The organism is Hylemonella sp. GW821-FHT10B10 (assembly GCF_059415585.1).
This window is the reverse complement of record NZ_JBWKNN010000002.1, coordinates 615,292-629,090: the sequence shown is the minus strand read 5'-3', so window position 1 is coordinate 629,090 and position 13,799 is coordinate 615,292. Positions and strand designations below refer to the sequence as shown.

Below are 13,799 nucleotides of genomic sequence, written 5' to 3'. Positions count from 1 at the left end.
GCTATCTCTGTGCGCTGGGGATTTGTACTTTGAGCCGAATTGCGCTAACCTGCCACCCTTTGGTGCGCAAGTGGGCCTCCATCGCCGGCAGGAGTTGGCGAACTTTGGCAGCAGCAGCATTGCTGTTAACAATCAGACACCAAATCGAACCATCGATCGGCCCGGCCGTGATCGCAGTGCGTAGCGCGGCCGGTATCATCGCCTCAACAGCCTTGAGCCGAGCGACGGAGTCCTTGCTGAGTTCACTCAGCCGGGCCAGCATGGGCGAATCCTGTGTTGCCTGCAGCAGCGTGACTGCCTGATGGCGGCGGGTCGTCATTCGAGGGTGGGTTGAGAAGGAATAAAGATGCATTTGATTATCACGGATGCATGGCTGGCCAAAAGCCGTGCGATACATCTGAGTGGTACCAAGCTGCTGCTGGCCGGCCTGAGCCTGTCTTTTGCGTTGATGCTGGTGGCCGCAGGCCTTTACCACTGGGTGTTCCTGAAAGGTGCGCGCGAGGGCTGGCCGGTGATCGGTGCGCTCGTCAAGCTGGTGGTCAAGGACGAATTTGCCCTGCGCGACCGTTTCATGCGCGAAAACCTAGATGTTATGGCGCGCCGCCTCGGCGAGATGCAGGCCAAGCTGCTCCAGCTGGAATCTCTGGGAGAGCGCGTTTCTGGTCTGGCCGGTATCAACCCTGCCGATATCAAGGCCAAGCCGGGCCAGGGGGGTGCCCTGGTGTCGGGTCGTCCCTTGACCATGGAAGAGCTTCAGAACACCCTGGCTGATCTGGATCGGTTGACCGGCCAACGCACCGATCTGATGTCGGTGGTGGAGTCCCGCCTGTTCGAGCAGAAGGTCAAGAATATGATGATCCCGACCCAGCACCCCGTCGCTTTCGGGGGGGCTGGCTCAGGCTTTGGCTGGCGGATCGATCCCTTCACGGGGCGCTCGGCACTGCATACCGGTATCGATTACCAGTCGTCGGTCGGCACGGCCATCCTGGCTGCTGCCGGCGGTGTGGTGGTGACGCAGGAATTCCGTCCCGACTACGGCAATATGATCGAGGTCGATCATGGCAAGGACCTGATCACCCGTTATGCCCATGCCTCCAAGGTGCTGGTGAAAAAAGGCGATTTGATCAAGCGGGGGCAGAAAATCGGCGAGGTGGGCACCACCGGCCGTTCGACGGGTCCGCATCTGCATTTTGAGGTCCTGGTGCGAGGTGTGCCCCAGGATCCGCACAAGTTCATGAATGCCAGCCGCAGCCTGCCTGCGCAGCAACTGGCCCTTGCTCCGGCTGCTCCTGTCAGGGCTGCCGTACCGGCGCTCGCGGCGGTTCCCGGATTGGCTGCCCCCAAGCCCCCCGTCCAGCCTGCGCCAGTCATTTCGCCGGCCAAAGTGATGGTAGCGGCTCCCCTTCCCGCCTCTGGCGCTGCACAGTCTCCCGCCGTTACCATCGTGCCCAATGCCACGGTGGCAGCTGTCCCTGCCGCACCGCCGCTGGCTGTGGCCCCGACCGTATCCCCTACCCCCGCCCCCCCAGCGGCTCAAAGGTAGAATCAAGCGCTTCGCGCTCCCGTTGCCGCCTGGCGACGGGGACAGCTGTCGCCTTAGCTGGGCGACATCATCTCTAGACTGATAAGGATTGCACGGCTCCGTCGGTTTTCTTCACCGGCAGGGCGGTACGGCGTTCATGGGCATCAACATCCTCACCAAAATATTTGGCAGCCGCAACGACCGGTTGCTCAAGCAGTACCGCGGCGCAGTCGCCCGCATCAATGCGCTGGAACCGGAGTTCGAAAAGCTGAGTGATGCGGCCTTGCAGGCCAAGACCAGCGAATTCCGCGAGCGCATCACCCGTGGGGAGAGCCTGGAGGCCTTGCTGCCGGAGGCCTTTGCCGTTGTCAGAGAAGGCTCCAAGCGCGTCATGAAGATGCGGCACTTCGATGTGCAGCTCATGGGGGGCATGTCCTTGCATCAGGGCAAGATCTCAGAAATGCGCACGGGCGAAGGCAAGACATTGACGGCCACGCTTCCTGTCTATCTCAATGCACTGACCGGTAAGGGGGTGCATGTCGTGACGGTGAACGACTATCTTGCCAACCGGGATGCCCGGTGGATGGGGCGCCTGTACAACTTCCTGGGTTTGACGGTGGGCGTGAACCTGCCGCAGATGTCGCGTCAGGAGAAGCAGGCGGCCTACCAGGCTGACATTACCTACGGTACCAATAACGAATACGGCTTCGACTACCTGCGTGACAACATGGTTTACGAGGTGGTGGATCGCGTGCAGCGGGGTCTGAACTACGCCATCGTCGACGAGGTTGATTCCATCCTGATCGACGAGGCGCGTACACCGCTGATCATCAGCGGCCAGGCAGAAGACCATACGGCCATGTACGTGGCCATCAACAAGCTGGTGCCGAGCCTGGTGCGCCAAGAGGGTGAGGCCGATCCTCGCACTGGCGAGGGTGTGACCAAACCCGGTGATTTCACGGTCGACGAAAAGAGCCACCAGGTTTTCCTGACCGAGATGGGGCACGAGAAGGCCGAGACGCTGTTGACCCAGGCCGGCCTGCTGCCTGAGGGCGCCAGCCTCTATGACCCGGCCAATATCACCTTGGTGCACCATCTGTATGCGGGCCTGCGAGCGCGGCATCTCTACCTTCGTGACCAGCACTACGTGGTGCAAAACGGGGAGGTGGTCATCGTCGATGAGTTCACCGGTCGCCTGATGACAGGTCGCCGTTGGAGTGACGGTTTGCATCAGGCCGTGGAAGCCAAGGAAGGCGTGGCCATACAGGCCGAGAACCAGACCCTGGCTTCCATCACTTTCCAGAACTATTTCCGCCTCTACGGCAAGCTGGCTGGCATGACCGGCACGGCCGATACCGAGGCCTATGAGTTCCAGGAGATCTACGGTCTGGAGACGGTGGTCATTCCACCGAACCGGTTAAGTCGTCGTGACGATCAGTTGGACCGCGTCTACAAGAGCACGCGGGAGAAGTACGAAGCAGCGATCAAGGACATTCGCGAATGCTACGAGCGCGGCCAACCCGTGCTGGTGGGGACGACTTCGATCGAGAACTCCGAGATCATTGCGCAGCTGCTGGAGAAGGCCAAGTTGCCGCACCAGGTGCTCAACGCCAAGCAGCACGCCCGCGAAGCGGACATCATTGCGCAGGCTGGCCGGCCCAAGATGATCACCATTGCTACCAATATGGCGGGTCGTGGTACCGACATCGTGCTGGGGGGCAACGTCGAGAAGAGCATCGAGCTCATCGAGGCGGACGAGACTCTGGATGCCAGCGCCAAGCGGCAGAAAATCGACGCCCTGCGTGTCCAATGGAACCAGGACCACGAGAAGGTCGTGGCCCTAGGGGGGTTGCGTATCATCGCTACCGAGCGCCATGAGTCGCGCCGTATCGATAACCAGCTGCGTGGTCGTTCCGGTCGCCAGGGTGATCCGGGCTCCTCGCGTTTCTACCTGAGCCTGGACGATGCGCTCATGCGCATCTTTGCCGGTGATCGCGTTCGCGCCATCATGGACCGGCTCAAGATGCCTGACGGCGAAGCCATCGAGGCTGGCATTGTCACGCGCAGCATCGAGAGCGCCCAGCGCAAGGTCGAGGCCCGCAACTTCGATGTACGCAAGCAGTTGCTCGAATACGATGACGTCGCCAACGACCAGCGCAAGGTGATCTATCAGCAGCGCAATGCCATTCTGGATGCAACGGATCTGGCCGCCCAGATAGCCTCGTTGCGAGAAGGCTGCTTCACGGATCTCGTGCACCAGTTCGTGCCTGAAGAGTCTGTCGAAGAGCAATGGGATATTGTTGCGCTCCAAAAGGTGTTGCATGACGAGTGGCAACTCGATGTCAACCTGCAGAAGCAGGTGCAGGATGCCAGCGCGATCAGTGACGATGACATCCTCGAAGGCGTGACTACCGCCGCGCATGCGGCCTATGCCGCCAAGGTAGAGCAGGTGGGGGCGGGCAATTTCACCCAGTTCGAACGCATGGTGCTGCTGCAAAGCATAGACACCCATTGGCGCGAACACCTGAGCGCGCTGGATTACTTGCGCCAGGGCATCCATCTGCGCGGTTATGCCCAGAAGCAGCCCAAGCAGGAATACAAGCGAGAGGCCTTTGAGCTTTTCGGCCAGTTGCTGGATTCAGTCAAGAACGAGGTGACACGCGTGCTCATGACGGTGCGCGTGCAGTCTAGCGAGCAGATCGAGCAGGCGGCAGAGGCCATGGAGAGCAAGGCCGAGCAAATCTCCAACGTCACCTACACCGCGCCGACCGAAACCGGTGAGGTGGAGACCACGGTCGATACGGCGACCCAGGTGGCCGCTGTACCGCGCGTCGGTCGCAATGAGCCTTGCCCTTGCGGCAGCGGCAAAAAATACAAGCATTGCCACGGCAAGCTGAGCTGATCCGACCACCCGATACCCCGATAAGAGTTGCAAGATGCCCGTCAACCTGTCTGCACCCAATCCCGCAGAGCTCTTCTCCATCTCCGGCGTGCGTATCGGTATTGCCGAGGCCGGTGTGCGCAAGGCCAATCGCAAAGATCTGACGGTCGTATTGCTCGACGAGGGTGCTTCGGTTGCAGGTGTTTTCACCCAAAACCGCTTTTGTGCTGCGCCGGTCCAGGTTTGTCGTGAGCATCTGGCTGCGGGTCGTGGCATCCGTGCCATGGTGATCAATACCGGCAACGCCAATGCAGGGACTGGGCAGGAAGGCCTTGCGCGCGCGCGCAGCACTTGTGTCGCGCTGGCCAAGCACCTGAAGCTGCTGCCTGAACAGGTGCTGCCTTTCTCGACCGGTGTGATCATGGAGCAACTGCCCTTCGAGCGCATCGAAGCCGGTCTCCCGGCAGCGCTGGCCGACGCACGTGAGGCCAACTGGGTGCGTGCGGCTGAGGGCATCATGACCACGGACACCGTGCCCAAGGCTTTTGGTACGCAGGTCACGATCGCTGGCGTCAAGGTCAGCATCACCGGGATCAGCAAGGGGGCCGGAATGATACGCCCCAACATGGCGACCATGCTGGGTTATATGGCGACCGATGCCCGTGTCAGTCCGGCCGTGATGCAGCAGTTGGCACATGAGCTGGCCGAAGGCTCGTTCAACCGTGTGACGGTCGATGGTGACACCTCGACCAATGATTCTTTTGTCATCATCGCTAGCAACAAGGCCGCCCATCCGGTGATCGAGTCGCTGGACAGCACCGAGGGCCGGCAGTTGAGGGCCGCAATGCTTGAGGTGGCGCGCAAGTTGGCGCAAGCCATCGTGCGTGATGGCGAGGGTGCGACCAAATTCATCACCGTTCGCGTTGAGGGTGGCAAGACCACGGAGGAGTGTCGCCTGGTGGCCTATGCCATCGCGCATTCGCCCCTGGTCAAGACCGCGTTCTATGCCAGCGATCCGAACCTGGGCCGTATCCTGGCGGCGGTGGGGTATGCCGGCATCGCCGATCTGGACCAGAACCGCATTGACCTGTTCCTGGACGATGTGCACGTGGCTGTACAGGGCGGGCGCAACCCGTCCTACCGTGAGGAGGATGGCCAGCGCGTGATGAAGCAGAGTGAGATCACCGTGCGCGTGGTGCTGGGGCGTGGTCAGGCCGAGGATACGGTTTGGACCTGCGACTTCAGTCACGACTACGTGTCGATCAACGCCGATTACAGGTCCTGACCTTTGCAAACGGGGTGGATGTCCCGGTGATCCATGAACGAGAAATTTGAACACCTGATCGAACGCGCCGAGCAGTTGATGGCGCGCATCGAGTCCATCCTGCCTCAACCCCTGAGCCAGCCTGACTGGACGGCATCCATTGCCTATCGCTACCGCAAGCGCAGCTCGGGCCACGGGGTCATCGAGCCTATCCGCCATGTTGGCGCGATGAAGCTGGACCAGCTCAAGGAAATCGATCAGCAGAAGGAGAAGATCCAGCGCAACACCGAGCAGTTCGTGCGCGGCCTGCCGGCCAATAACGTGCTGCTGACGGGCGCCCGAGGTACCGGCAAGTCTTCGCTGATCCGGGCCTGCCTCCACACCTATGCCGGACAGGGCTTGCGCCTGATCGAGGTGGACAAGGGCGATATGGTCGACCTTCCCGATATCGTGGAGATCGTGTCGCAGCGTCCTGAAAAATTCATTGTGTTCTGTGATGACCTGAGCTTCGAGGACGGCGAGCCCGGCTACAAGGCCCTGAAGTCCATACTCGACGGTTCGGTATCGGCCACCACGGCGAATGTGCTGATCTACGTGACGAGCAACCGCCGTCACCTGTTGCCTGAGTACATGAAGGACAACCTCAGTTACAGCCATACCGAAGATGGCGAGATCCATCCGGGTGAGGTAGTAGAGGAAAAGATTTCACTGTCCGAACGCTTTGGCTTGTGGGTCAGCTTCTATCCTTTCAGCCAGGATGAATACTTGAGCATTGTGGCGCAGTGGTTGTCATCCTTTGGCGTGCATGCTGCGGCCATAGCGGCAGCGCAACCTGAGGCCCTGGTCTGGGCGCTGGAGCGTGGTTCGCGCAGCGGGCGCGTGGCCTACCAGTTCGCCAAGGACTACGCCGGCAAGCACACGTCCGCATGAAGCAGCCCCTGATCGCCGATGCGGACCGGCCGCGCGAGGGTGGGGCTGATCGCGGTATCACGGAGGTCGCAGTGGGCGTGCTGCTGCAGGCGGATGGCAGTTTTCTGCTGACTTCCCGCCCCGCCGGCAAGGTCTACGCGGGTTACTGGGAGTTCCCGGGTGGCAAGCTGGAGGCCGGCGAAACTGTGGCCCAGGCCCTGCGCCGCGAATTGCATGAGGAACTGGGGATTGATGCGCTGGAAATTGAGCCCTGGAAAACCGAGCTGGTGGACTATCCGCATGCGCTCGTGCGGTTGAATTTCTGCAAGGTCACGGCCTGGCGCGGCGAGCTGCAAATGCGGGAAGGGCAGTCTTCTGCCTGGGAGCAACTGCCGGTGCAATCTGCGCCGGTTCTGCCTGGCACTGTGCCGGTCCTGCAATGGCTGGCGCAGGAGCGTGGCTTCACGGGGGCTACGCATACCGAGGTCACCAAGGCCTGACAGTCTGGCGAAGGGGGAGGGCTACTGCAGCTTGGGGTCGCCGAATTCCTGGTCATCCGGCGGCGCTTCGGCAGGCATGCGGAAGCTCTCGCTGGCCCAGGCCCCCATATCGATCTTCTTGCATCGCTCGCTGCAAAAGGGGCGATACGGATTGCTGGGGGCATAGACACTGTCCCCGCCGCAGTTGGGGCAGGTGACCAGGCGTGGTTTTGCAGGGGGGTGACTGTCGTCTGAGCGTGTCATGCTCGAATTCGCTGAAAGGATGGGACGCTCAGGAGCAGAGCGTCAGGTCGAAGGCTGCGTCCTGGTTGCTGGCATGCAGTCGGTCATCTTCATGCAACTGCATCAGGCGGATCGAGACGATCAGGCGGTTTCCGCTGATCTCCGGGATCAGGCCAAGGGCGGGATCGATGCTCAAGCGCAGCAACTGGAAGGTGCGTCCCTGAGGCAGTGGCTGCTGGTACTGACCACCCGGCGCCATGACTTTCTGTGCGACACCCGAGTCGCGCAGAAGGGTCAGTAACAGGCTGATGGCGTCGGCCAGAGGGGTCAGCGTGGCGATCCAGCGCTGCAGGTCAGCGCGACGCTTCTCCCCGGTCTCGTGCTGCCAGGCGTAATAGGCCGGCAGATCGAAGGCACAGGTTCCACCCGGTATACCGATGCGGCTGCGTATGCTCATGAGCCAGTCGTTCTCGGTCAGGTGGTGGCCGGCCTTGCCGGTCAGGCTGGTGAGCTGGTTGTAGCATTGCTCTATTTGCTGCAGCACCTCGTCGAGCACCGTCTGAGCGATGCTCGGATTGCCGCGATAGCCGTTCAGTACCTGTTTCTGGCGATCCAGGTCGCGCAGCACATCGGCCTTGAGATCAGCGCGGGCGCCCACATCCATTACTTCAAAGAGACTGGCCAGGGCGTAGTGGTGATCAAGTGCCTCATCGCGTGCCACCAAGTCCAACAGACGGCGGAAGAGGTTTTCCAGCCGCAGGTAGGTCCTGATGCGCTCGTTGAAAGGGTATTCGTAGGTGATCACGCTGGTATTTCCCGACGGCGAATCATAGCCCGAAGCGGCTGGCCATCAGGCCGACCAAACGGGCCAGTTCGGGCAGGCTCAGACCATCGTTGCAGATCACGTGATCAGCCGCATGCAGGCGCGGGCGGCGACCGGCCTGTTGCGCGATGATGTTCTCGACCTCGCCACGGCTCAGCCCGCTGCGTTGCATGACCCGCTCGATCTGGATTTCGGGGCTGCAGTCGATCACCAGTACCTGATCGAGCTGGGCTCGCCAGCGAGCCGATTCGACCAGCAGGGGAATGTCAAAGACGATGCAAGACTGCCTGCTGTCGATGGCAATTTGCGCCTGGCGCCGGGTTTCCTGGCCTACCAGTGGGTGCACGATCTGTTCCAGCCGTTGACGTGCCGTGGGATCGCTGAAGGCCAGCGTGCGCATCCGCTCACGGTCCAGGGCACCTTCAGCCGTGATGAACTCAGGACCAAAAGCCAGCCGGATGGCATCGATGGCCGCGCCCCCTGTTGCAGTGGTCTGGCGGGAGATGGCGTCCGCGTCGATGAGGACAGCGCCACGCTCGGCCAGCATGCCGGCCACCGTGCTCTTGCCGCTGCCTATGCCGCCTGTGAGGCCGAGACGCGTCACGCCCCGCATGGTTCACAACCCGACAAAACGCAGGATGCTTTGCGGACCAAAGATCATGGCAGTGAGCCCGGCGGCTGCCAGGAAGGGGCCGAAAGGCACATACCCACCCTCACGCAGGCCGGTGCTGAATTTCAAGGCAATGCCGACGATGGCGCCTATCACCGAGGCCATGAGGATGATGGGCACCAGTGCCATCCAGCCAAACCACGCGCCCAAAGCGGCATAGAGCTTGAAATCACCGAAGCCCATGCCCTCCTTGCCGGTGACCAGCTTGAAGCTCCAGTAGACCAGCCAAAGCGACAGATAGCCCGCCACCGCGCCCCAAAGGGCGTCGGGAAGGGTGACATTGCTCCATTTCAGCCCAGCCACGATGAGACCGGCCCAGAGTAACGGCTGGGTGATGCTGTCGGGCAGCAAGGTGGTATCCCAGTCGATCAAAGCGAGGGCGAGGATCGCCGCTGAAAAACCGCACCAGGCCAGCCCGGTTGCCGTGCCTCCCCAGTGCCAGACGCAATAGGAGAACAGCGCGCCTGTGCTGAGTTCGACCAGGGGGTAGCGCGGGCTGATGCTTGTGCCGCAGGCCGAGCACTTGCCCCGCAGAAACAGGTAGCTCAGTACGGGTATATTCTCGTACCAGCGGATCTGGTGCCCGCATTTTTGGCAGCGTGAACGCGGCACCAGGAGATTGAAGGTCTCAGCCGGCGGCAGTTCCTTGCCGGTAAGTTCTGCGCACTCGGCTGCCCATTGCCTTTCCATGATCTTGGGCAGGCGATAGATCACGACGTTGAGGAAGCTGCCGATCAGCAGTCCCAGGACGCCGGCCAGGCCAGCGTCAAACTCCTGGAAGACCAGCATCAGACCACCTGGCCCAGCTTGAAGATGGGCAAGTACATCGAGACCACGATGCCGCCAACAATGGTGCCGAGGAATACGATGATGATGGGCTCCATCAGGCTGGAGAGGCCGGCGACCATGTCGTCGACTTCGGCTTCGTAGAAGTCAGCCGCCTTGCCCAGCATGTGGTCGATTGATCCCGACTCCTCGCCGATGGCACACATTTGCAGCACCATGCTCGGGAACAGTTGCACATTGGTCATGGCCGCCGTCAGGCTGGTGCCCGTGGAGACTTCATGCTGGATTTTGAGCGTGGCATCCTCGTAGACGGAATTGCCAGCTGCGCCGCCGACCGAGTCCAGGGCCTCAACTAGGGGCACACCAGCTGCGAACATAGTGGAGAGCGTACGGGTCCAGCGCGCGATACACGATTTATCGATCAATGCACCGAAAACTGGTACTTTCAGCAGCAAGCGATCCATGAACTTCTGCATTTCGCGATTGCGTTGCCAAGCCTGAAAGAAGAAGTAGAGGCCACCACCGATGCCCCCGAAGATCAGCCACCAGTATGCAACGAAGAATTCGCTCATCCCAATCACGAACAACGTTGGGGCTGGCAGGTCGGCACCGAACGAAGAGAAAACCTGCTTGAAGGCTGGGACCACGAAAATCATGATCACCGCAACCACTATGAAGGCTACAACCACCACCGAGATGGGATACATCAGGGCCGACTTGATCTTGGACTTGATAGCCTGCGTCTTTTCCATGTAGACGGCCAGGCGATCCAGGAGCTGGTCCAGGATACCAGCGGCCTCGCCGGCTTCGACCAGATTGCAATAGAGGTTGTCGAAGTAGATTGGGTATTTGCGGAAGGCCGTGCTCAGGGATGTACCGGTTTCGACGTCGTTGCGGATGTCATTGAGCAGGCGCGTCACACTCGGGTTGGCATTGCCGCGGCCCACGATATCGAAGGCCTGCAGCAGGGGCACGCCGGCCTTCATCATGGTGGCCAGCTGGCGCGTGAACAGGGTCAAGTCTTTACCGGTGATCTTCTTACCTGAGCGCATCCGCCGCTTCTTGACCTTGCCAGGCAGGACACCCTGGCGGCGCAACGAGGCCAGCACCTGGTTCTCGCCAGCGGCGCGCATCTCGCCGCGCACCAGCTTGCCGTTGCGGTCCTTGCCTTCCCACTCGAAGACCTGTTCTTTGGTGCCTTTGGATTGTGCCGTTGCCATGCTGTCCCCTGAAGTTCCCGCTTATTATTCGTTGGTGACGGCCAGGACTTCTTCAAGTGAAGTCAGGCCCTGCTTGACCTTGTGCAGGCCGGATTGCCGCAGTGAGCGTACACCCTCCGCCTGCGCCTGTTTTGCGATTTCCAATGCCGAGCCGTCGCGCAAGATGATGCGTTGCAACTCCTCGGTGATCGGCATGACCTGGTAGATGCCCACGCGTCCCTTGTAGCCATTGTTGCAGGCAGAACAGCCGACAGGCCGGTAGTTGATCCAGGAACCATCCAGTTCGGTAGGCTGGAAGCCGGCATCGAGCATGGTCTTCTTGGGGACTTCAGCCGGTGCCTTGCAATTGGGGCAGAGGCGGCGCGCAAGGCGCTGCGCTGTGATGAGAATCACGCTGGAGGCAATGTTGAAGGGCGCGATGCCCATATTGCGCATGCGTGTCAGCGTGGTAGGGGCGTCATTCGTGTGCAGAGTGGACATCACGAGGTGGCCAGTCTGGGCTGCCTTGATCGCGATGTCGGCAGTTTCCAGGTCACGGATTTCGCCCACCATGATGATGTCGGGATCTTGGCGCAGGAAGGACTTGAGTGCGGCAGCAAAGGTCAAGCCGGCCTTGTCGTTGACATTGACCTGGTTCACTCCTGGCAGGTTGATTTCTGACGGATCCTCGGCCGTGGCGATATTGACCCCTGGCTTGTTAAGCAGGTTCAGACAGGTATAGAGGGACACCGTCTTGCCCGAGCCGGTGGGGCCGGTCACCAGGATCATGCCGTAGGGGCGCGCAATTGCCTTGAGCAGGCGCTCTTTTTCCTCCGGCTCGTAGCCCAGCGCGTCAATGCCCAGCTTGGCGCTGTTTGGGTCCAGGATACGGATCACGATCTTTTCGCCAAATAGCGTGGGCAGGGTGCTGACCCGGAAATCGATGACGCGTTCGGGGCCGACCTTGAGCTTCATCTTGCCGTCCTGCGGCACACGCTTCTCGGAAATATCCATCTTCGAGATGACCTTGATGCGTGAGGCCAGCTTGTCCTTGATCGCCACGGGCGGTGAGGCGATCTCGCGCAATTCCCCGTCGATGCGGAAGCGCACGCGGTAGTTGTGCTCATAGGGCTCGAAATGCAGATCCGAGGCCCGCATGCCGATAGCATCGATCAGCATTTTGTGCAGAAACTTGACGACGGGTGCGTCTTCCACCTCGGAGGTGGCGGAGTCGGCGCTTTCGTTGACGGCCTCGGTCGTGAACTCGTCAAACTCTATGTCGCCGCCGACGATATTGTCGATGGCTTCCGAGGCCGAGGTGGCATGCACTTCCACCAGTTTGAGCAGCTTGTCGTACTCGGCAATGACCCAGTCTACCCCCAATTGGCTGGCGAACTTGATCTTTTCGGCGGCGGCCTGATCCGAGGGGTCGGCCGTGGCGACCACCAGCCGGTTGCTGCGTTTGCCCAGAACCACCACGCGGTAGTCATGGCAGATCTTGCTGTCCAGCAGCTCTTTGGGCAGCCGATTTGTGTCAACCGCGTCCAGGTCGATCAATGGTGCTGCGAAGGCAGCCGACATGGTGTGGGCCAAGTCGGCCGCAGAAACGGCGCCCGAACCTGTCAGTTCGGCGATGAAGCTGGTGCGGTTGCTGCCCGCCTTGCGGAAGATCTCTTCAGCCGACTTCTGCTCCAGCTTGCCGGCCAGTATGAGCGCGCGCCCCAGTCCGGGCAGGGCAATGGGAGCGTTATCGCGGTGGATAGCAGTATCAACGGCGGCCATGGACTGTATTTTTCGATATTCCGAGAGGAAAACCCACGGATCATCGCCGATTGCCCGGCTGATGTAAACGAAAGCTCGGCGCCATTTTGCAAGCAGACGTTGCGGCGCAACATGAAAAGTACAGGGGAAAAGCGTCGGGCTTGGGTACCCTGGGGGGCTCCCGGGCCTGCTTAAGTGCAAGACAGGTGATTGGTCGGAATGAGAGGATTCGAACCTCCGACCCCTTCGTCCCGAACGAAGTGCGCTACCAGGCTGCGCTACATTCCGAAATCTCGTGTCACCCGATTAGCGTCACGCTTGACGTTCGAGCAACTGAGACGCCAATTGTATCAAACTGGCGGAATGGGGTCCGGTGGGCAGGCGCCGTGCGGCTGCTACAGCGCGTTCAGCTTCGCGGGCCGCGGCCTGGCGTGATACGTCCAGGGCCCCAGTGCGCCGCACGATGGCGATCACCTGGTCCAGTTCCTCCACCGAGCCGTGCTCGATGGCGTCTCGGATCAGCTTGCGTTCGAGAGCGGTGCCGCGCTGCATGGCTGCGATCAGCGGCAGCGTGGCCTTGCCCTCGCGCAGATCGTCGCCCAGGCTCTTGCCCATCACGGCGGCGTCCCCCGCGTAGTCCAGCACGTCGTCGATGACCTGGAAAGCTGTGCCCAGGGCCTGACCGTATTCGGCGCAGGCAGCTTCCAGGCTGGACTCGGCGCCCGCCAGAATGGCGCCGCAACGGGCGCTGGCCTCGAACAGTTTGGCCGTCTTGGAGCGGATCACCTGCAGATAGCCGGCCTCGTCCAGGTCGGCGTTGTGCATGTTCATGAGTTGCTGCACTTCGCCCTCGGCAATGACATTGGTCGCATCGGCCAGCACCTGCATGATGCGCATGCTTTGGGCGTCCACCATCATCTGGAAGGCGCGTGAGTAGAGGAAGTCGCCCACCAGCACGCTGGCGGGGTTGCCGAAAGTCTCATTGGCCGTAGCGTTGCCGCGGCGCAGCGTGGAGTCGTCCACCACGTCGTCGTGCAGCAGGGTGGCGGTGTGGATGAACTCGACCACGGCCGCCAGGTTGTGACGCTGCCCGCCGCGGTAACCCAGGGCACCGCAGGCCATCAACAGCAGGGCCGGCCGCAGCCGCTTGCCGCCGGCGCCGATGATGTAGCGGGCCACCTGGCCTACCAAGGGGACCCCGGAATCCAGCTTTTCGGCAATGACGCGGTCCACCTCCCGCATGTCGTCGGCAATCAGGGCAA

Annotated in this window: 12 protein-coding genes, 1 tRNA gene and 1 pseudogene; 5 read left to right on the top strand and 9 right to left on the bottom strand. The window is 61.3% G+C overall.

From position 1 onward, the window contains the following. Position 1: 1 nt before the first annotated feature. Positions 2-352, bottom strand: a complete 351-nt coding sequence (locus AC07NT_RS13180) for a hypothetical protein (protein ID WP_498598591.1) — start codon at positions 350-352, stop codon at positions 2-4. Here AC07NT_RS13180 and AC07NT_RS13175 point away from each other — a divergent pair. The 5 genes and pseudogenes from AC07NT_RS13175 to AC07NT_RS13155 form a co-directional block, all read left to right on the top strand. After that, a pseudogene (locus tag AC07NT_RS13175) lies at positions 347-1,297 on the top strand (peptidoglycan DD-metalloendopeptidase family protein); the annotation flags it as partial. The gene AC07NT_RS13180 and the pseudogene AC07NT_RS13175 overlap by 6 nt on opposite strands. 382 nt (positions 1,298-1,679) lie before the next feature. Further along, on the top strand, positions 1,680-4,424 hold the full coding sequence (gene secA, locus AC07NT_RS13170) for a preprotein translocase subunit SecA (RefSeq protein ID WP_498598592.1): 2,745 nt from the start codon (positions 1,680-1,682) through the stop codon (positions 4,422-4,424). 34 nt (positions 4,425-4,458) lie between these two features. Next, entirely contained in the window at positions 4,459-5,688 is a 1,230-nt protein-coding gene (gene argJ / locus AC07NT_RS13165) for a bifunctional glutamate N-acetyltransferase/amino-acid acetyltransferase ArgJ (RefSeq protein ID WP_498598593.1), read from the top strand. Between the two features lie 33 nt (positions 5,689-5,721). Then, complete coding sequence (locus tag AC07NT_RS13160; protein ID WP_498598594.1) at positions 5,722-6,597, top strand: ATP-binding protein; 876 nt, start codon at positions 5,722-5,724, stop codon at positions 6,595-6,597. Continuing rightward, positions 6,594-7,076 carry an NUDIX domain-containing protein gene (locus tag AC07NT_RS13155; protein WP_498598595.1) on the top strand — a complete coding sequence of 161 codons (483 nt, stop codon included), beginning with the start codon at positions 6,594-6,596 and terminating at the stop codon, positions 7,074-7,076. The genes AC07NT_RS13160 and AC07NT_RS13155 overlap by 4 nt, the downstream gene beginning before the upstream one ends. 21 nt (positions 7,077-7,097) lie before the next feature. Here the strand turns inward: AC07NT_RS13155 and AC07NT_RS13150 are convergent, their stop codons facing one another. From AC07NT_RS13150 to AC07NT_RS13115, 8 genes are all read right to left on the bottom strand, one after another. Continuing rightward, on the bottom strand, positions 7,098-7,319 hold the full coding sequence (locus AC07NT_RS13150) for a DNA gyrase inhibitor YacG (protein WP_498598596.1): 222 nt from the start codon (positions 7,317-7,319) through the stop codon (positions 7,098-7,100). A 28-nt stretch (positions 7,320-7,347) separates the two neighbouring features. Beyond that, positions 7,348-8,103, bottom strand: a complete 756-nt coding sequence (zapD, locus tag AC07NT_RS13145) for a cell division protein ZapD (protein WP_498598597.1) — start codon at positions 8,101-8,103, stop codon at positions 7,348-7,350. Positions 8,104-8,125: 22 nt separating this feature from the next. Next, complete coding sequence (gene coaE, locus AC07NT_RS13140) at positions 8,126-8,734, bottom strand: dephospho-CoA kinase (RefSeq protein WP_498598598.1); 609 nt, start codon at positions 8,732-8,734, stop codon at positions 8,126-8,128. A 3-nt stretch (positions 8,735-8,737) separates the two neighbouring features. Next, positions 8,738-9,580 (bottom strand): prepilin peptidase, encoded by an 843-nt coding sequence (locus AC07NT_RS13135; RefSeq protein ID WP_498598599.1) that lies wholly within the window; start codon positions 9,578-9,580, stop codon positions 8,738-8,740. After that, positions 9,580-10,797, bottom strand: a complete 1,218-nt coding sequence (locus AC07NT_RS13130) for a type II secretion system F family protein (protein ID WP_498598600.1) — start codon at positions 10,795-10,797, stop codon at positions 9,580-9,582. The genes AC07NT_RS13135 and AC07NT_RS13130 overlap by 1 nt, the downstream gene beginning before the upstream one ends. 24 nt (positions 10,798-10,821) lie before the next feature. Beyond that, positions 10,822-12,558: a type IV-A pilus assembly ATPase PilB gene (gene pilB / locus AC07NT_RS13125; RefSeq protein WP_498598601.1), complete on the bottom strand. Its 1,737-nt coding sequence runs from the start codon at positions 12,556-12,558 to the stop codon at positions 10,822-10,824. Between the two features lie 190 nt (positions 12,559-12,748). Next, a tRNA-Pro gene (locus AC07NT_RS13120) sits at positions 12,749-12,825 on the bottom strand. A gap of 24 nt (positions 12,826-12,849) precedes the next feature. Continuing rightward, a complete protein-coding gene (locus AC07NT_RS13115) occupies positions 12,850-13,779 on the bottom strand; it encodes a polyprenyl synthetase family protein (RefSeq protein WP_498599158.1) in 930 nt (309 codons plus the stop codon). Positions 13,780-13,799 lie beyond the last annotated feature (20 nt).